This is a genomic window from Luteibacter yeojuensis, assembly GCF_011742875.1.
Lineage (GTDB): Bacteria > Pseudomonadota > Gammaproteobacteria > Xanthomonadales > Rhodanobacteraceae > Luteibacter > Luteibacter yeojuensis.
Window position 1 is genome coordinate 1,729,243 of sequence record NZ_JAAQTL010000001.1, and the last position, 15,144, is coordinate 1,744,386.

21 protein-coding genes and 1 tRNA gene are annotated in these 15,144 nt (G+C 65.6%); all 22 read right to left on the reverse strand.

The window, feature by feature from the left end:
• Window position 1 precedes the first annotated feature (1 nt).
• Window positions 2–379 (reverse strand): phage tail tube protein, encoded by a 378-nt coding sequence (locus HBF32_RS07885; RefSeq protein WP_166699129.1) that lies wholly within the window; start codon window positions 377–379, stop codon window positions 2–4.
• 63 nt (window positions 380–442) lie between these two features.
• Entirely contained in the window at window positions 443–1,948 is a 1,506-nt protein-coding gene (locus HBF32_RS07890) for a phage tail sheath subtilisin-like domain-containing protein (protein WP_166699130.1), read from the reverse strand.
• Window positions 1,945–2,166 carry a DUF2635 domain-containing protein gene (locus tag HBF32_RS07895; RefSeq protein ID WP_166699131.1) on the reverse strand — a complete coding sequence of 74 codons (222 nt, stop codon included), beginning with the start codon at window positions 2,164–2,166 and terminating at the stop codon, window positions 1,945–1,947. Before HBF32_RS07895 ends, HBF32_RS07890 begins: the two co-directional genes overlap by 4 nt.
• 9 nt (window positions 2,167–2,175) lie before the next feature.
• The gene (locus tag HBF32_RS07900) at window positions 2,176–2,805 is read right to left on the reverse strand and encodes a phage tail protein (RefSeq protein WP_166699132.1); all 630 of its coding nucleotides are present in this window, start codon (window positions 2,803–2,805) and stop codon (window positions 2,176–2,178) included.
• A complete protein-coding gene (locus tag HBF32_RS07905; protein ID WP_166699133.1) occupies window positions 2,802–3,131 on the reverse strand; it encodes a head-tail joining protein in 330 nt (109 codons plus the stop codon). The genes HBF32_RS07900 and HBF32_RS07905 overlap by 4 nt, the downstream gene beginning before the upstream one ends.
• Window positions 3,131–3,610 carry a hypothetical protein gene (locus HBF32_RS07910; protein WP_166699134.1) on the reverse strand — a complete coding sequence of 160 codons (480 nt, stop codon included), beginning with the start codon at window positions 3,608–3,610 and terminating at the stop codon, window positions 3,131–3,133. The genes HBF32_RS07905 and HBF32_RS07910 overlap by 1 nt, the downstream gene beginning before the upstream one ends.
• Window positions 3,610–4,689 carry a major capsid protein gene (locus tag HBF32_RS07915; protein WP_166699135.1) on the reverse strand — a complete coding sequence of 360 codons (1,080 nt, stop codon included), beginning with the start codon at window positions 4,687–4,689 and terminating at the stop codon, window positions 3,610–3,612. The genes HBF32_RS07910 and HBF32_RS07915 overlap by 1 nt, the downstream gene beginning before the upstream one ends.
• Window positions 4,690–4,779: 90 nt before the next feature.
• Complete coding sequence (locus HBF32_RS07920; RefSeq protein WP_166699136.1) at window positions 4,780–5,475, reverse strand: head decoration protein; 696 nt, start codon at window positions 5,473–5,475, stop codon at window positions 4,780–4,782.
• 33 nt (window positions 5,476–5,508) lie between these two features.
• The gene (locus HBF32_RS07925) at window positions 5,509–6,141 is read right to left on the reverse strand and encodes a hypothetical protein (protein WP_166699137.1); all 633 of its coding nucleotides are present in this window, start codon (window positions 6,139–6,141) and stop codon (window positions 5,509–5,511) included.
• Between the two features lie 19 nt (window positions 6,142–6,160).
• On the reverse strand, window positions 6,161–7,033 hold the full coding sequence (locus HBF32_RS07930) for a S49 family peptidase (protein WP_166699138.1): 873 nt from the start codon (window positions 7,031–7,033) through the stop codon (window positions 6,161–6,163).
• Window positions 7,033–8,685, reverse strand: a complete 1,653-nt coding sequence (locus HBF32_RS07935; RefSeq protein WP_166699139.1) for a phage portal protein — start codon at window positions 8,683–8,685, stop codon at window positions 7,033–7,035. The genes HBF32_RS07930 and HBF32_RS07935 overlap by 1 nt, the downstream gene beginning before the upstream one ends.
• On the reverse strand, window positions 8,682–8,960 hold the full coding sequence (gene gpW / locus HBF32_RS07940; RefSeq protein ID WP_205287719.1) for a gpW family head-tail joining protein: 279 nt from the start codon (window positions 8,958–8,960) through the stop codon (window positions 8,682–8,684). The genes HBF32_RS07935 and gpW overlap by 4 nt, the downstream gene beginning before the upstream one ends.
• A gap of 20 nt (window positions 8,961–8,980) precedes the next feature.
• A complete protein-coding gene (locus tag HBF32_RS07945) occupies window positions 8,981–11,119 on the reverse strand; it encodes a phage terminase large subunit family protein (RefSeq protein ID WP_166699140.1) in 2,139 nt (712 codons plus the stop codon).
• Entirely contained in the window at window positions 11,058–11,663 is a 606-nt protein-coding gene (locus HBF32_RS07950; protein ID WP_166699141.1) for a hypothetical protein, read from the reverse strand. Before HBF32_RS07950 ends, HBF32_RS07945 begins: the two co-directional genes overlap by 62 nt.
• A 129-nt stretch (window positions 11,664–11,792) precedes the next feature.
• Window positions 11,793–12,416, reverse strand: a complete 624-nt coding sequence (locus HBF32_RS07955; protein ID WP_166699142.1) for a hypothetical protein — start codon at window positions 12,414–12,416, stop codon at window positions 11,793–11,795.
• A complete protein-coding gene (gene lysC / locus HBF32_RS07960; RefSeq protein WP_166699143.1) occupies window positions 12,417–12,695 on the reverse strand; it encodes an Rz1-like lysis system protein LysC in 279 nt (92 codons plus the stop codon).
• The gene (locus tag HBF32_RS07965; RefSeq protein ID WP_166699144.1) at window positions 12,671–13,042 is read right to left on the reverse strand and encodes a hypothetical protein; all 372 of its coding nucleotides are present in this window, start codon (window positions 13,040–13,042) and stop codon (window positions 12,671–12,673) included. The genes lysC and HBF32_RS07965 overlap by 25 nt, the downstream gene beginning before the upstream one ends.
• Complete coding sequence (locus tag HBF32_RS07970; RefSeq protein ID WP_166699145.1) at window positions 13,039–13,290, reverse strand: DUF7940 domain-containing protein; 252 nt, start codon at window positions 13,288–13,290, stop codon at window positions 13,039–13,041. Before HBF32_RS07970 ends, HBF32_RS07965 begins: the two co-directional genes overlap by 4 nt.
• Complete coding sequence (locus tag HBF32_RS07975) at window positions 13,287–13,610, reverse strand: hypothetical protein (RefSeq protein ID WP_166699146.1); 324 nt, start codon at window positions 13,608–13,610, stop codon at window positions 13,287–13,289. Before HBF32_RS07975 ends, HBF32_RS07970 begins: the two co-directional genes overlap by 4 nt.
• Window positions 13,611–13,625: 15 nt before the next feature.
• Window positions 13,626–14,117 (reverse strand): glycoside hydrolase family 24 protein, encoded by a 492-nt coding sequence (locus HBF32_RS07980; protein WP_166699147.1) that lies wholly within the window; start codon window positions 14,115–14,117, stop codon window positions 13,626–13,628.
• Between the two features lie 171 nt (window positions 14,118–14,288).
• A tRNA-Gly gene (locus HBF32_RS07985) sits at window positions 14,289–14,364 on the reverse strand.
• A gap of 96 nt (window positions 14,365–14,460) precedes the next feature.
• On the reverse strand, window positions 14,461–15,144 hold the full coding sequence (locus HBF32_RS07990) for a DnaJ-like cysteine-rich domain-containing protein (protein WP_166699148.1): 684 nt from the start codon (window positions 15,142–15,144) through the stop codon (window positions 14,461–14,463).

Below are 15,144 nucleotides of genomic sequence, written 5' to 3' on the forward strand. Positions count from 1 at the left end.
ATCACGACTCCTTGACCGAGCCCTGCGGACCTTCCCACCGAACTTCGATGGTGCCGTCGTCCTGCTTGCTCGTCTGCGATTCGACCGTCCACATGTTCCGGCCGATGATGGTTTTGCCGTTCGCCAGCTCGGCGACAACGGTGACGTTGGTCATGTCGCCCAACGATTCGACGCTCAGGCCGCCCGAGTCACGGAGCGTGCCGGCGATATGAGGTGCAACGGGCTTCTCGATGTACCCGTGCACGCCGTCCTGGCCGGTGGCCGTTTCGCGCGCGAACTTCGACGGGCTGTACTCGAAGGCGCCGACGAGCATGTAGGTCTGACCATCCACCGAAAGGTAGACGGTGCCGGCCAGACGGTTTGCGGTGTTACCCGGCATCGCTGTTCTCCAGAAATGAGAAAGCCGCCCTTAGGCGGCTTTGAGGATGGGAGGGAGGCGGCGTTACGCCGACAGGCGGAACTGCGCCAGCACCGCGAAGATGCGCAGCTGGTTGATGAGCGCTCCGGGCCAGAGAACGTCGATACGGTTCGGGTTCGACTCGTTTCGCTGGACGATGAGGCCCTGCGCGAAGGCATCAGCCCCCTGCACCACACCCGCATACTCCAGCGTCCGGAACTCGGCGATGAGATCGGCCCGGATCATGCCCGGCGTGACGATCGCGGAACCCGGGGCAAAGCGAGTGCCGTCGGCGGCCAGCTTCACGCGGGAATACTTCGAGGTGACCAGCGCCGCCATGTCGCGCAGCACGAACATCAGAAGGAACATCGTCTCGACTTCCAGGTAACTGTCGTCGGGCTGGCCGAAGGCGTTCTTCTGGTAGGTCGTGATGACGTTCTCAAGCGAGACCGTGCCGTCCTGGGCGACAGTGAAGGTCGAGATGCCGTCGAAGAGCAGCGTATTGCGCTCGGACCGCGTGTAGCGAGAGGCGACAGGAGGCGCGAGCGCCACGTTCAGCGAGATCGTCTGGAGCGGTCGGCCCGGATCGGCACGCAACGCCACAGCCGCGGCGCCGGTGTAGTCCGCTGCCCACAGCCAGGAGGGAGTGGGCGAGTCGTTGAAGCCGAGGATGCTCTCGTGCTGGTTGTTTCGGCCGTTGCCCAGCGTGGTCTGCGACCCGACCGTACCGCGGTTGGCCGCGAACACGTGACCATACAGCTGATTCGACCAGCTCCACCGACCCGTGCTGTCGCTCAGGAACGCCTTCAGGGCATCCAGCGATGCCGTATCGGTGTACGGGCACACGATGAAGTCGAACGGCTCGTCGCCGAGATTGGCGAGCGCCGCGGTCAGCGTGGGGTTCGTCGCACCGCCCGTCATGGACACGATGGTCGCGGTGATGCCCGCAGGCGTGGATTCGCCGGCGGCGGAGCCGCCATAGTTCAGGCGCACGTCGATGTCGTTGCCGGCGAGGCCCTTGTTACGAGCGGTCAGGTTCACCTTGCTCGTCGTCGTGCCGTCCACGACAGCGGTCACGGGCAGATTCGCCGCGGCGTTGATGGCCGCAGCCACGGCCGTGGCAATCGTGTCGGGCGTATCGGTCAGCGAGACAGGCACCGTGACCGGCGGCGTCAGCTTGGAGGCGGCGATGTAGATGGCCAGCACGCCGGTCGCGGTCGGGGTGCCCGCAAAGGTAATGGATCCGGCCGCTGCCGTGGCGCCTGCGGCGTCCGCCAGAGGAAGGTTCCACAGTTCGCCGAAATCATCCGAGGCGCGGTAGGCGGCCGTCATGAGGGCGAGCATGGAGCCTGGACCGCCCTTCGCAAGGGCATCGCTGGGCCCCTGACTGAGAAAGGGCACGCCAGGCGCCGCCATGCCGTCGCTCGTGATCTGGCCGATGATCAAGGCGCGCTGCGTCTGCTGCCCGGAGTTCGCCTGAGAGTTGTCGACCTCGGCGTAGAACAGAGGGACGCGGAGGTTCTGGGGAATGTGGCTGAAGGCGAGGCTCATGCGTCATTGCTCCCGTTGTCGGTGGCAGTGGAGGCGGCGCCCTTGCCGCTCACGCGGGGCGCAGTTGCGGGCGCGGTACGCGTGGTCGTCACATCGCCATCGGCGACGCGGCGAAGCCAGTACAGGTCGCCGTCGCCGACCTCGCGGCCGCTTTCGGGGATGAGGTCGTGCTTCTCCGGATCACGGATGAGCAGACCCGGCTTGGGATAGACGAACATGCGTCGCTCCTACGAGGGGAAGGTGATGTCGAGGCCACCCTCGGCGCGGCCGTCAGGCCCCTCCGAGCGTGGCGCGGGAGTGACCGAGCCGGGAAACGGCGGGTCGGGATAGGTGCCCGTCGTGTCGAACACGTTGCGCAGGTCCGCGTCGACGGTGAGGCGCTCCAGCGGCACCGTGGGAATGGGGTAGAAATCCTCCGGCCCCTGGTAAAACTCGAGGCCGATCTGCATCGACAGTTCGCCGAGGTTCTTCGCACCCTCGCCGTCCACTTCGATCTTGCTGCGGATAAACGGCATGTGCTGGATCAGCTGCTGAAGCGGCGGGTAGTTGATGAGCGCACGCTCGATCTGTCCCTTGATCTGTTCCAGTGCGGACTGTGTGCTTTCGGTACCGACGTTGTTCGCGGCCGCCGGGCGCTCGATACGAACCATGAGGGGCAGCGTCGCCGTGACCGTAAACTGCTGCCCGCCCTGCCGGCCCAGGGACTCCTTGTCCTCTTCGAACGCTTCGAAGTACGCAAGCGGGTAGGTTCCGGACCACGTGGCCCAGTCGCGAATCGGAAAGACGTTATCGCCCACATCGGTTGCGCCCTTGAGCGCCGCAACCATGATGTCGCGCAGCTGTGCGGTGTCGGTCATGGCAGTCCCGTGTCCGCCAGCATGAGCTTCACCGATCCATGGCCGTCATCACGCACCTCGCGGACCAGGAACAGCGTTGCAGCGCTTGGGATGCGCACGCGATCGCCCTGCACGGGTTCTGCCTGGAAGATGGACCGGCGGACGCCAATTACCGGCTTCGTCGAAGTCGCATCGACCTGCGGGTCGATGAGGTCCACGTCCTTGTAGGCGCTGTCGAAGACGCCGGTGATGGGATAAGGGTCACCGACCTGCGGGATGTACTCCGCAGGTTCGGCGAACACCTGGGCCAGCGGCGCGAGAACGTGCTTGTCCCAGTCGATGGGCATCAGCTGCCTCGGGTGATCGAAGGCCCTTTCTTCGGCGAGGGCACGACGATCTGCCGCTCGGGCTTCGCCAGGAAGCCGAGGTCGAGAAGGCGTTCGTGGTCCGCGACAGGGACACGTACAGATTGCCCCGCCTTGCGGTTGACGCCGTCCACGTCCTGGACGGTGCGACCCTTGGCCACCACAGCGCTGATCACACCACGATCGTGGTGGCGAGACACGACAGGCGGCGGCTGCGGTTCACCCTCGGCGCCATCCTCATTCGTCGCACCCTCGCCTTCGGCGTTCAGGTCGCCCTGGACAGCGCCTTCGCCATTCGGGGTCGCCGCCTGCTGGAGAGCGCCGGACTCGGCCTCCTTCTCCGCGTTCGCCCCCTCGCCACCGCCCGTACCGACCAGTTGCTCTTTCGAGCGGTCGGTGGATTCCAGCGCCCCGCCAGTGGTCGGCGAGGCGCTCTGCTGGTTGTTCGACGGGCGTGCCATCAGAACACCTGCGGGGCGCAGACCGTGCCGGCGAACGAGGCGTTCACGCGGCTCGGGATAACGATGGGCGAGCTCTGCATCAGCAGGATACGCTGGGCCGGGTCATTCTCGACCCATGTCTTCGGCGCGTATGGCAGCGAGGCATAGTTGAAGGCCGGATCCATGATCTGGCCGAACGCGCGCGTGCCCATGAGCTGCGGTCCGGACATGATCACAGTGCCGTCCGGGATCATCGGCTGCTCGACACCATTCTCGTCGATGTACCAGTCGTTGTAGACCCAGAGGTTGTAGTTGCCCCAGCGGCCCTTGTAGACGGCGCCCGGAGCGATCGTCGCGCCCGGGTTGATGGAATTCCCACCCTCGCCCTGCTTCGGGAAGTAGATGGCCCCCTGGACGCCTCGGGCGTTGAGGAAGTGCAACCACGGGGTGGTCGTGAACACGATGTCTTCGACCTGCGCACCGGAGAGCCGCAGGATGTCGTGCTGCCACTTTTCGACGCTGCGGGGCGGCACCGGGTCGCGGCCATCGGCGTCGAAGTTCGCAGCGACACCCCACTGGTTGTTACCCGTGAGCGCCACAGTGAGCGCCGCATCACGTCCGAAGTCGACGAGCTCGCTTTCGAAGCCCTCGCCTTCGATCAGAACCGTGCCAGTGCGCAGCGCCTGGGCGGCCATCCATTCGAGGCGGCGATCGAGCATATCGATCTGGTCCGTCATCTCGAAGTTGATGTTCGCCTGTTCGCGCTCGGCACCCGTAAGATCGCCGCCGCCAATGCGCTCGCCGATCTGGCGCATCACCGGCTTGCGAAGGTCTGGCGCGCGCTTGTCCTTGATGTACGCCGGCTTGTACAGGTTCGTCTGGTACCGGCGCTGCTCGACGAGCTTGCCCTGCACGAGCGGGCTGACAAACGGCGACATACGGCGCAGACCGACGTCGATATCGATCGCGACGAACTCGGTGTCGCTGACCTTGATGTTGGGAAAGAAGCGGTCCAGCAGGAACTTCTGGGAACGCTTCAGCGTGGGAACGACCTGGATCAGGTCGGTGGTGCTGAAGGGAAACGTGGTCGTGGCGCTCATCGGGCCTCTCCGTGTGGGGCGTCGGTGGCGGCCCAAAAGAAAAGGCCCCGCATTGCGGGGCCTTTCATTGAGCCTGCTGGTTGGCTTGGGTTATGGGGCGCTGTTGTTGGACGGCGGGGCCGCCGACACCGAGCTCTTGAGGAAGATGCCGTAGGCACGCGCGGCGCTGGTGACCTGCGGCAACGTCCAGCTGGCATCGCGGATCACAGCAGCAGCGTTGAACTCGCCCGCGAGGTACGCACCGGCAGTGACAGGTCCTGCCGAGGCATCGGCATCGTCCGCGAGAATCGCCACCGGGTTCTGGCTGCCATCGCTCGCGGTGCGCACCGACTGGATGTACACGCCGACGGCGTCTTCCACGTCGATGTAGAACGCATCGCCGGCGACGAAGGCCGTGCCGCCTGCCGTGATCGTGAAACCGACCCCGGTGCTGGTGAAGGCGGTGCCGACCGTCGCATTGCCGAGCGATGCGCCTTCGGGATCGACAACCGCGAACGTCGTCGCGGCCGTCGCCGTGGCGGTGTAACGACCGGTCCTGGGCGCGGATCCGACACCAAGGGAGCCGATCGTTCCGTTACCAGTGTTGCCGGGGGCCGCGGCAGCCGTCACCGGCACGGCGGTCTGCTGGCCGAGCACGGTACCGCGCTTGAGGTTGCCGGCACCGAGGATGATCGGCTGCGACACGAGGTTGCGTGCGTCCGCGATCAGCTGGTCGGGGATGTAGACCTGCGCCTGGATACCGGGCTGCTGGACGTTGTCGCCGATGATGGAGGGCGTGAGCGTCATGGGTTGCTCCTGGTTCGTGTGAGTGGACGGCGATTACTTGCCGCGAGCCTTTTCGCCGGCAGCCACGATGGCGGCTGCGACCGGGGTCATGCCGGCCGGTGCCGAGGCACCACCGTCCACGCCTGCGGCGGGCGTCCTGAGCGATGCCATCCGCTCATCCAAGCCGCGACGGCGCGGCTCGGTGGACGTGGCCGTGGAGGTGAGCACGGCGATGGCCTCGCGGCGCGACATCGTGGTGCTGAAGGCGAGCGTGGCGGCCACGTCGGGGCGAGCCCCGGCCGCCTTGCAGCCGAAGATCGCGGCGCACCGGGCACGCTCGCGGCGACGGGACTTCGCGGCGGCACTGTTGCCGCGCATCTCTTCCTCGTCGTCCTCGTCGTCGTCCATGTCCTCGTCGTCTTCCGCACGGGACTTCGCCCGGCGGCCGGACTTGTCGTCGTCCTTTTCCTTGTCGTCGTCGCCCTCGGCGCGGCCTTCCTTTTCGTCGCCGTCCTTCTCCTTGTCATCCTCGGCACGGCGGGCTTTGCCATCCTTGTCCTTATCGTCGTCGTCACCGCCGTCTTCGGCGCGGCGACCCTTCTTGGTCTTGTCCTCATCTTCCTCCGCGCTCGCGCCGAGGCCGAGAAGGTGCGCGAAGGGGGCGGCGAGCTTGGTGCGCATGCTCATGTGTGGTGTCTCCAGTGGTTTAGGCCAGCTCGGCAATGAGCGCCCGAAAAGCGGCATCAGGCGCCGCGACAGCGTCCGCGAGTCCCTTGGTGACGCCGTCGGCGCCCAGGTAGGTCACGGCTTGGGTATCGCGCACCTGGCGGGCCGCGATATTCCGGTTCCGGGCGACGGTTTCGACGAACAACTCGCCCATGGTGTTGATGTCCGCCTGGAAGCGGTCGAACGCTTCCTTGGACAGCGGGATTTCGGAGTGCCCGTCGGCCTTTCGATCGCCGTAGTGGATGAACGTCACCTCGATGCCGGCGCTCGTGAGCGCTTTCGAGAAATCGACGTGCATGCAGATGACGCCGATGGATCCGGTCCCGCCCGTGCGCGGCACATAAATCTTGTTGGCGGAACTCGCGATCGCATATCCCGCGGAGTAGGCACTCTCCGTCAGGATCGAATAGATCGGCTTGTCGCCGCGGGCGCCGTAGATCGTGTCGACCAGGTCGAAGCAGCCCGCGACCTCGCCGCCTGGCGAGTCGACATCCAGCACGACCGCCTTCACGTCCTCGTCGTTCATCGCGGTCATGAAGGCCTGCCGGATGCCGTCGTAACCGGTCATCCCCGACCAGGGGCGCAGGGTTCCAAGCTTCTGCACGAGCGTGCCGTGCACGGGAATCACCGCGACGTTACCGACCAGGTCGTAGCCGTTGTCACGATCCCGGTACTGGTACCCATCGTCCTCGTCGTAGAACGATGCGTTGGGGCGGATCGCCGCGCCATCGACGTTCACCATGCGCGTTACGCCGAGACGCTCGGCGAGCGCGGCCATGATGACCTCGGCCTTGTCGCGATGAATGGCCAGCGGGCGGTTGAACAGGCGCTGCGCCAGGTGGGCGAACTGCATCAGGTCGGCTCCGGCTTGGAAATGGTCTGGCTCGCCGGCGTGTAGCCGGGAACCTGCATACCGGCCCAGGTCGGGACGGGGATGCCGAGTTCCTCGAACTTCTCGATCTCACGGGCGCGCTGCTCGAGCACCTCCTCGTAGTCGAGGCCCTGCTCCATGCACTCCAACTGGAGCGTCGACAGGCCAGCATCCATACCGAGGACGGAGCCCTGCTTTTCGGCGACTGGGTCGATCCAGCCGCGAGCCGGACCCATCCATTCCGCTCGGCTGTACATCGCGCGACATTCGGCGAAGGGCGGAGCGCCAGCCGGCATGGGGTAGTCATCCACGTCCATGGATTCCTCGAGCCAGCACCCGACGACGGGCTGAGCGAAGCCGGTGCTGAAATCCGCCTGCCGGCGCTTGAGTGTCTTGAACGCTTCCAGGAGCGCACCGCGAGCGGAGCTGTAATTCGTGTCCGACCAGTCCTGGCTGAACTGCTGCGACGAGAGGCCGGTCGCGGCGGAGAAATTCCGAAGGAACACCTTTTCGAACTGGGCGAAGTTGGAGTTCGGACGCTCGGCCTTGACCGTGTTGATCTTCTCGCCCGGGAACAGGATCGGCACCTTCACATCGCCGAGCATGGTGCGTCGGTCCGCGTGGAAGTCACTGCGGGCCGTCTGGTAGGCGGACATCTCCACGCTGTCGCCGATGGCCTGCTCGACGAGCTGCGGGTCGAACGGGCTCTCGAGATAGGCGCCGAACATCGAATTGATGACGGCCGCGTCCAACTCCGTCGAGTCCATTTTCGCGAGCATGCGCATCCGCTGAAGGATCGGCGTGAAAATGCCGGCACCTCCGCGGTGCTGGCCTGCCCGGTCGTGGTCGAAGTCGTGCACGATGATCGGCCGGCCCCAATCGGTCTCGCGCGGGATCGATTCCCACGTCACGCTGTCGGCGGCCGCCCACCAGTCGCCTTGGTGCGCCTTGCGGATCCAGTACGCGTGGGCCGCGCCGTAACGGTCGATCTGGACGCCTCCGCGCGAGTCCGCGCTGTCGAATCGCAACTGCGGGTTCGAGAGGCGATCCGGGTCGAGGATCTGGACCGCGGTTGCGTACCGCGCGCGGCCGAGGCCGATGCGGTCGGGCAACCACACCATCTGGGCGAGACCATCCCCGTCGACGAGCTTATGGCGGAACGCCAGCCGCATCATCTGTGGGAACGTCAGGTTCCGCTGGGCGTCGCAGTAGTGGTTCGGGTCGAACGCCCAGCTGCGATAGTGGGCTTCGGCGACGCGGCCGAATTCGTGCGCCCACTGCGCGTCGAAGGTCGACTTTCCCGTGTACGCCGCGAGGGCGCGGTAATCGGGACGGAACAACGGCCTGTAGTGGCCGCCGATCGCGTTGTCGAGGATGCGGGTAACCGCACCCGACGCCCATCCATCGTTCCGCACCAGGTCGCGCACGCGCGCGACGATGCGGTCGCGATACATGTTGAGCTCGCCATCCGGCGAGTACAGGTATGGCTGCCAGGCGGCCACATGGGCGCCGTAGTTGTCCGCGGCGTCGTACGGCGCATTTCCCCCGGGAGCGAGGGCACGCGCACGGTTCGGCGTGATCGGTTCGCCCCGAGCGTCGAGGATCACCGGCGCGTTGTCGGAGCGGGCAGTCATCTGCGGTAGAGTGGCCGAATCGGGTTACGAGGACGCGTGACGATGCCAAGCTGCGCCTGCAGCGTCTGGATCAAGGCCGCGAGCTGAGCGAGGTTTCCCCGGGTATAGGTGACGGATTTGGCGCCGTCGCCCTGCGTGTAGCTGTAGCTCTCGCCCTTCGCACCCGTGGACAGATCGACGTAGGCCTGCTGTGCATCGGCCAAGTTCTTGCGCAGGGTGTCCGTCGGCATCCCCGAGAGGAGACTCGACGCGGGATTGAAGGGTACACAGCGCATGCGGTTCTCCGCGCGACCCGTCAAGCGAGACGCGACGATAGGTTTTTCTTCGTGGCGGCCGCCGGCTTGGAGACCGATGGCCCGGTTTTCGATCTTGGCGGCGGAGTCGGTACGGCAGGCTCCTGCGGCTCGCCGCCCGGGACGTCGGACGGAAGTGCCACCGGCGGACCTGCCGTCATCGCTACTTCATCGGCGCGCCGATTGAGTTTCAGCCCCATGTGGAGCAGCCCGCATAGAGCGGCATAGGCGTAGACGCGGCAGTCGAGCGCCTCGTTAGCACGGCCGGGACGGGGTTCCCATACGCGGTACCGCTGTCCACCCTTCGTCACCAGTACCGACCGTTCGGCCGTGAGCTGGGCGTAGTAGTTGATGTCGCGGTCTGTCGGGAAATGCATGTAGCCCGGTCCCGGCTCCGTCCGACCCAGGCGGCTCGCGATCGTGTCCTTCGCTGCATTCACGCCGATGATGACCGGCCGATACGACTTCTTGTTTCGGCTCGACGGGCGCGCCGTGGGCCATACCGGCGACCGCTTGCCGCTGCGCGCGGATTCGCCCTTGATCGCCCAGATCCGCCGGCCAATCCTCGCCTTGCAGAAGTTGTAAACGTCCTGCGTGTGGTGACCGCCCGAGTCGATACAGGCACCCATGACCTCGAATCCACGGCCGTCGGCGCGGTGCCAGAGACGGGAGAGGTACATGTCCAGTTGCGTCTGAACCTTCGGGTCACTGAACTCGCCATCGATCACGTGGTAGGCGATGGACCAGGACTCCTCGTTCCGACCCCACACCACGATCTCGATTTCGACGCGCCAGTCCTGCACGTCGACGCCGGCGGTTACGACGGCGCCCTTCTCGGGCACGTCTCCCGCCCAAATTTCGGCTCGGGCTGCAAGCGCCTCGATCTGGATCTCGCGACCCGAGTGGCGCCGGTATGGCAGGCCCAGCTGGGTATTCCAGAACGCCTGCTTTTTCTCTTCGTCGTCCTTGGCCAGCACCCACTTTCGGGCGATGTCCGAGGGCTTGTCCTTCGACCAGGGGCTGTAGAGCTTGCTGGCCTGAAAGCCAGCATGCTCATTGTCGACCGGCATCAATCCGCAGTCGCGGCAGATACACCGGTACACCGCGAAGCGGTCGGATGACCACCAGCGCCAGATACGCTCGACCGCGCTGTTCTCGTCGGCCTTCCAGGCCTGTTCGTACTCGTCCAATGGCACATGACGCTGGCCGCAACACGTGAACGGCTTCGTCTGGTGCCATCGAATGGACTGCAGTGCACGAAGGCGCTCGCCCTCGGACCACATGCAGCCGCAGGCCTCGCAGAAGATCCGCGCGGTCTTCGTGTTGTGGGTCGTACCGTCCTTGTCCCACTCAACGTGCTTGAAGAAATCGAGAAACTGCCGGTGCCCGCAGTGCGGGCATGGCACCGATGCGCGGCGCTGGTCCGAATCCTCGTAGCTGGCCGCGATCCGGCTCTCGTCTTCCACCGTCGGCGAACAGGCGCGGACAGACAGCCAGTTCGCGCCGAAGCTGGCGGTGCGCTCCTCAGCGAGCGTAATCGGGTCACCCTCGCGGGTGACCGGGTACTTGTCGACCTCGTCAGCGAGCAGCACACGGATGGGGCGGCGTGCCAGATTGTCCGGGCTGCCTGCGCCCGCCATGGCCAGGAAGCCACCCGGGAATGGCTTGTAGAGGAGAGTCTCCTCGATGTTCCTCGCCTTCCCACTGCCCATCGTCTCCCGCAACACCGGGGTGACGCGGATCAGAGGGGCGATGCGCTCCTTCGAAAACTGCTCGGCGGCGTCCTCCTTCGGCTGAAGGAGAAGCATCGGGCACGGGTCCAGGTGCGCGAAATACCCGAACACGTTCTCTAACAGGGCCGTCTTCAGCAGCTGCGTGCTGACCTCGACCGTGATGACATGGACCCCGGGCTCGGTGACGGCGAGCATCGGGCCGCGCCCTACCTCGACCGTCGACGTGCGCCAGTTTCCCGACGTGCTGCCCGATTCCTTCGCCAGACGGCGAAACGTATCAGCCCATTCTGGAACGCTGATGCGCGGCGGCGGCGTGTAACCACGCCGGTACGCCTGGGCGAGGCGCTCAGCCTTGTCCAGTGAAGTCTGCGGAGGGCTCGCCGAGCTGGGCGATGTGCTGGTGGACATACCCTGTCAGGACCTCGGTGACGCGATCGGCCTCAAGGCCGAGGTCGGCGGCCACCAGCGGACCGACCCGGGAAGGCCAGTTCAGCCAGGAGTCCCGTGCGGCGCGTGAGGCATCGAAGAGCACTCGCACCGCCACGTCCATCTCGACGAGGCTTCCCTCCTTCTGTTCGAACTCGAGCTTCTTGAGGAGCGCGAGGAAGTTTTCTTTGATCCGCTCCGCCTCAGCCCGGGGGAACGGCGCCGTGGCCAGCGCGATGCGCATGGCCGCTTCGTCGATCGTTTCGCCGTCCTCGACGGTCAGCGAGGTGCGGACATCAGGGGTGCGGACATCGGTGCGGACATTTTTCGAAGTGTCCGCAGCCTTCGCCGCTGCCGAGTCGCGACCTCGCCGGTTCGTTTTTCGCCAAGGGCCGCCCACCTGAGAAGCGTCGAGAAGGCCGGCCGAGTCCTTGACCAGCAAGCCTTTTTCGATCCCGCGACGCACTTGCTTCTCGTCGCACTGTTCACGCCTGGCGAACTCGCGGACGGTGATCAGCTCGGCCATGGGTGCGGACAATCCTGCGGACAACTTTTGGGGCCTAGAGCCGGTGACTCATCGCGGCGCGCAATGCCCACGATGCACGAGCGCGTAGGAAGGACCCGCGATAGGGGGGGGTATGCCCACCCCAGGGCTTCACCGGGCCGTCGCGAGGGCGCGGGCCATCGCCCGCTCGAACGCGCCGTGCCACCCCCGCTCGAGAATGCCCTTCGCGGTGGAGACCCATCCCAGCCGCTTCTTCACCGGCAGTGCATCGCCGAAGCGGATGAGCAGCTTTAGCCCTGCCGGCTGTCCACGCGCTGCCTTGGTCCTCTGCCACACACCGTTCACCGGACCATGCTTCGTATTCACTGGCCCGATGAACACGTCGCGGCGCGCCTTGAGGCGCTGCAACGTCGATCGCGTCAGCTGGCCGTATTGGTCGAGCCGGATGTTCTTCGGGTTCAGCAGCGCCCGGCCTGGCAGTTTATGCACTCCACCCTGCTCGTACGGCGCGAGGTATTTCGCGGCGACCGGCCGCATGAAAACCGTCGCCGTCAGTGTGCGCTTCGTCGCACCCCTCACGCCAACCGCATTCACTGTGAAGGGTTTCGGCTTCTCGAAGGTCGCCTTGATGTTTTCCTTTTCAGCTGCGGCCACTTGCCGGGCCAAGTCGTTGATCGCCTGCGACGCTGCGAAATCAACCTGCTTGTACGCAAGCGCGGAAAGCTGCTTCGTCACCTGCTTGAGGTTCGAACGCAGAGAAATCTCGACAGCCATTTACTGGGCCGGAGGAACAGCCAACGCCCGGATGGCCGCCTTATCGGCATTGCAGTTCTTGAGTGCCACCTTCCGTGCATTGGCGACCCTTACAGCCTCCTCGACCATGAGGGAGGTGGCCTCGGCGATCGGGCAGTCCTTGGTCAACTCGGGCGGGACGGGCACGTAGACCGGCACCTGCACGCGGACCACCTGCGGGACCGGAACGGGCTTCACCGCCTCGGGGCAACCGGAAAGCAGCGGCAGGAGAGCGATCAGTACCCAGAGAGCGCGGGGCATAGCTGAGCCTCCAGTACGGCCTGGCAGTCCGGTGCCTTGGCGCTGTGGGTGACCTTCTCGGCGAACGCAGCGCCGTCGGCGTTGTTCTTGGCCTTATCGCTGGCGGCCGAATCGATCAGGGTCTGAGCCTGGCTCTGCATGAGCGCGGCCTTCTGTTCGGCCTTGGCCGTGGCGTCATTGGCGAGGGTAAGCGCGGTGGCGCAGCTGCTGGTCGCTGACTGGGCGGTCGCGAGATCCCTCCGGGCGGCGGCCACGTCAGCCTGGAGGCTGTCCACGTACCACCAGGTGCTACCCACGGCGATCACCACGAGCAGGATGGCCAGGGCCGGGGCGTAGAACCTGCTCATGCGGGCGGCAACCTCTCGTCGCGCGGAAGTATCGGCCGCGGCGGATCGATCTTTCGGCCCTGGGCACGGATGCGCAGGAAGAAGCCCAGGCCACCGATGAAGGGAGCTATCTTGGCCACGAGCCACACCGGCAGGAGCGCCTGCAGCTCGGGCGAGTTCAGCCATACCTCGGGCAGGATGGCGAGCGCGGCGAACACGTACGTGCTGTGCCACTTCCACCAATTCCGGGCATCGTCGACAAGTTTCACTTGAGGTGCCTCACGGACTGGAGTTCGTGGATGTCCTGGGTGTTTCGCTCGGTTCGGACGTCAAGTTCGGCCATCTTCCGCGTGAGCCCGGGCACGTCTGAGAGCTGCTGTGACAAGGTCTGCAGCTGGGCATTGGTCACCGCCTGCGCGGTCACCACCGTCTGCATGGTCTTGTCCTGCGCCTCCAAGCGGCTGTCGAACGAGTGAAACACGTAGCCGATGAGGAATGTCAGCAGCGCGAAGCTCGCGCCCAGGCCGATGCGCTCCACCGGGCCCAGCTTGAAATGCAGACTTCCATCGTCGCTACGCTTGATATCCATCAGGTCATCCACTCGTCAGGCCACCGTGCCACCGGCGGCCTCGAAGGCGGCCTGCAAATGAGAAATGAGTTGCGTGTGCTGCCCGTAGGGAGAGCCCGGCAGGCTCGCCCATACCGGCGCGCACTTGGCGATCGCCACATCGAGGTGGCCCGCCTTGATGTCGTCCACTGCCCGGGCGCGCGCTATCAGGTAGATCGCCACCCGATCCTGGCTCAGCGGAGAGAAGTCCTTCGCTCCAGCGGCCCGGCTCGCCCAGTCCCACGTGTCCGTGCGGATCCGGCCCGGAATCGCTGCCATGATCTGGTACCGCCCCGCCGCGTCGCTCCATCCCCAATGGGTTCGGATGGCGATGCGCGGGTGGTTCTCGTAGCCGACGAATAGGTCGCCGCCCACGTTGACGTTGTATCCGTCATCGCCGATGCCGAACGTTCCTTCGGCGGTCGACAACATGTCGAGGAACGCGAGCACGTTCTGACCACCAGCCTCGTTTGCGGTGATCCTCGGCATCGCATTGCCTCCAAGGTGCCAGCGCGGCGCCGAATAGGTGACCAGGCTCAGCGATCCGCGGCCGGCGTTGCTGCCAGCAGGCTCCAGGGGAGGAAAGCCATCATCGGAAGCACCGCAGCGGCTCACGCCGTGGCGGATAGGTGCATGTAGCGGACCTGGTCATGGTGAAACTGGAGCGGGACGCCGGATTCGAACCGGCACCTCCAACCTTGGAAGGGTTGCACTCTGCCAGTTGAGCTAGCCCCGCTGAAACGCAAAAAGCCCAGCGCGTTGGCTGAGCTTTTCGTGTGGTCGCATGTAGCGGCAGAGGCATTGTACAAAGCAAAATAGAGGTCCGAAACCTTCATTTCTCGTCGCGATGTAGCTTCCTCCTCAGTTCGTCGGCGGCGCCGCTCGCCATGTCGGTCACCGCGGCAAGCAGCCATTCGTACGGCTCATGCCAGGTCTGCTTGTACGACACCTCTTTCATCCCCAGCGCCGCCGCGCGCCATGTCGGACCCTGCTTCGTCGTCCCCTGCCCCAGGCATCGGTCGCACGGGGCTACACCCGCACGCGCGCGAACCTCGCCGGATCCACCACAGCACGAGCAGCGCCGAGGCTCGGCGATCTCCGTGAGCACCGCCTCGCGCAGGTGCTTGTACGTCTCCGTGATCGTCACGGGCTCCAGCCTTTCGATCCACTTCGGCCAGCGACGGGCATGCGCTTCCGCATATTGCCGCTGCGCCGAAGCACGCTCGCCTGGTGAAACGGCTCCTGCGACGGCGCCGAGCGCCTTGTACATCGCCAGCTCTCGCTCGGTCCACTCCTTCAGGAGGAGGTCCATCAGAGCCCGATCGAGTTGCGAGGCGGTGAGCGCTGCGCCAGCGGGCCACCACAACCGGCACATGAGCTCGCGCGGCAGACCGGCGGGAACCATGCCTATCGCCGCGGCGATGTCCTGCGGCGTCAGTTCGGGGATACCACCGCGCCCGATGTCGTATCGGACCGTGGACGGGTTGAGGCGGGCCATCAGTTCGGCTGCGTGCAT

What these genes read in the sequence shown, in the direction of transcription:
- HBF32_RS07885 (WP_166699129.1), bottom strand. Translation starts at nt 379, where the DNA reads ATGCCGGGTAACACCGCAAACCGTCTGGCCGGCACCGTCTACCTTTCG.
- HBF32_RS07890 (WP_166699130.1), bottom strand. Translation starts at nt 1,948, where the DNA reads ATGAGCCTCGCCTTCAGCCACATTCCCCAGAACCTCCGCGTCCCTCTG.
- HBF32_RS07895 (WP_166699131.1), bottom strand. Translation starts at nt 2,166, where the DNA reads ATGTTCGTCTATCCCAAGCCGGGTCTGCTCATCCGTGATCCGGAGAAG.
- HBF32_RS07900 (WP_166699132.1), bottom strand. Translation starts at nt 2,805, where the DNA reads ATGACCGACACCGCACAGCTGCGCGACATCATGGTTGCGGCGCTCAAG.
- HBF32_RS07905 (WP_166699133.1), bottom strand. Translation starts at nt 3,131, where the DNA reads ATGCCCATCGACTGGGACAAGCACGTTCTCGCGCCGCTGGCCCAGGTG.
- HBF32_RS07910 (WP_166699134.1), bottom strand. Translation starts at nt 3,610, where the DNA reads ATGGCACGCCCGTCGAACAACCAGCAGAGCGCCTCGCCGACCACTGGC.
- HBF32_RS07915 (WP_166699135.1), bottom strand. Translation starts at nt 4,689, where the DNA reads ATGAGCGCCACGACCACGTTTCCCTTCAGCACCACCGACCTGATCCAG.
- HBF32_RS07920 (WP_166699136.1), bottom strand. Translation starts at nt 5,475, where the DNA reads ATGACGCTCACGCCCTCCATCATCGGCGACAACGTCCAGCAGCCCGGT.
- HBF32_RS07925 (WP_166699137.1), bottom strand. Translation starts at nt 6,141, where the DNA reads ATGAGCATGCGCACCAAGCTCGCCGCCCCCTTCGCGCACCTTCTCGGC.
- HBF32_RS07930 (WP_166699138.1), bottom strand. Translation starts at nt 7,033, where the DNA reads ATGCAGTTCGCCCACCTGGCGCAGCGCCTGTTCAACCGCCCGCTGGCC.
- HBF32_RS07935 (WP_166699139.1), bottom strand. Translation starts at nt 8,685, where the DNA reads ATGACTGCCCGCTCCGACAACGCGCCGGTGATCCTCGACGCTCGGGGC.
- gpW (WP_205287719.1), bottom strand. Translation starts at nt 8,960, where the DNA reads ATGCGCTGTGTACCCTTCAATCCCGCGTCGAGTCTCCTCTCGGGGATG.
- HBF32_RS07945 (WP_166699140.1), bottom strand. Translation starts at nt 11,119, where the DNA reads ATGTCCACCAGCACATCGCCCAGCTCGGCGAGCCCTCCGCAGACTTCA.
- HBF32_RS07950 (WP_166699141.1), bottom strand. Translation starts at nt 11,663, where the DNA reads ATGGCCGAGCTGATCACCGTCCGCGAGTTCGCCAGGCGTGAACAGTGC.
- HBF32_RS07955 (WP_166699142.1), bottom strand. Translation starts at nt 12,416, where the DNA reads ATGGCTGTCGAGATTTCTCTGCGTTCGAACCTCAAGCAGGTGACGAAG.
- lysC (WP_166699143.1), bottom strand. Translation starts at nt 12,695, where the DNA reads ATGCCCCGCGCTCTCTGGGTACTGATCGCTCTCCTGCCGCTGCTTTCC.
- HBF32_RS07965 (WP_166699144.1), bottom strand. Translation starts at nt 13,042, where the DNA reads ATGAGCAGGTTCTACGCCCCGGCCCTGGCCATCCTGCTCGTGGTGATC.
- HBF32_RS07975 (WP_166699146.1), bottom strand. Translation starts at nt 13,610, where the DNA reads ATGGATATCAAGCGTAGCGACGATGGAAGTCTGCATTTCAAGCTGGGC.
- HBF32_RS07980 (WP_166699147.1), bottom strand. Translation starts at nt 14,117, where the DNA reads ATGCCGAGGATCACCGCAAACGAGGCTGGTGGTCAGAACGTGCTCGCG.
- HBF32_RS07990 (WP_166699148.1), bottom strand. Translation starts at nt 15,144, where the DNA reads ATGCACGCAGCCGAACTGATGGCCCGCCTCAACCCGTCCACGGTCCGA.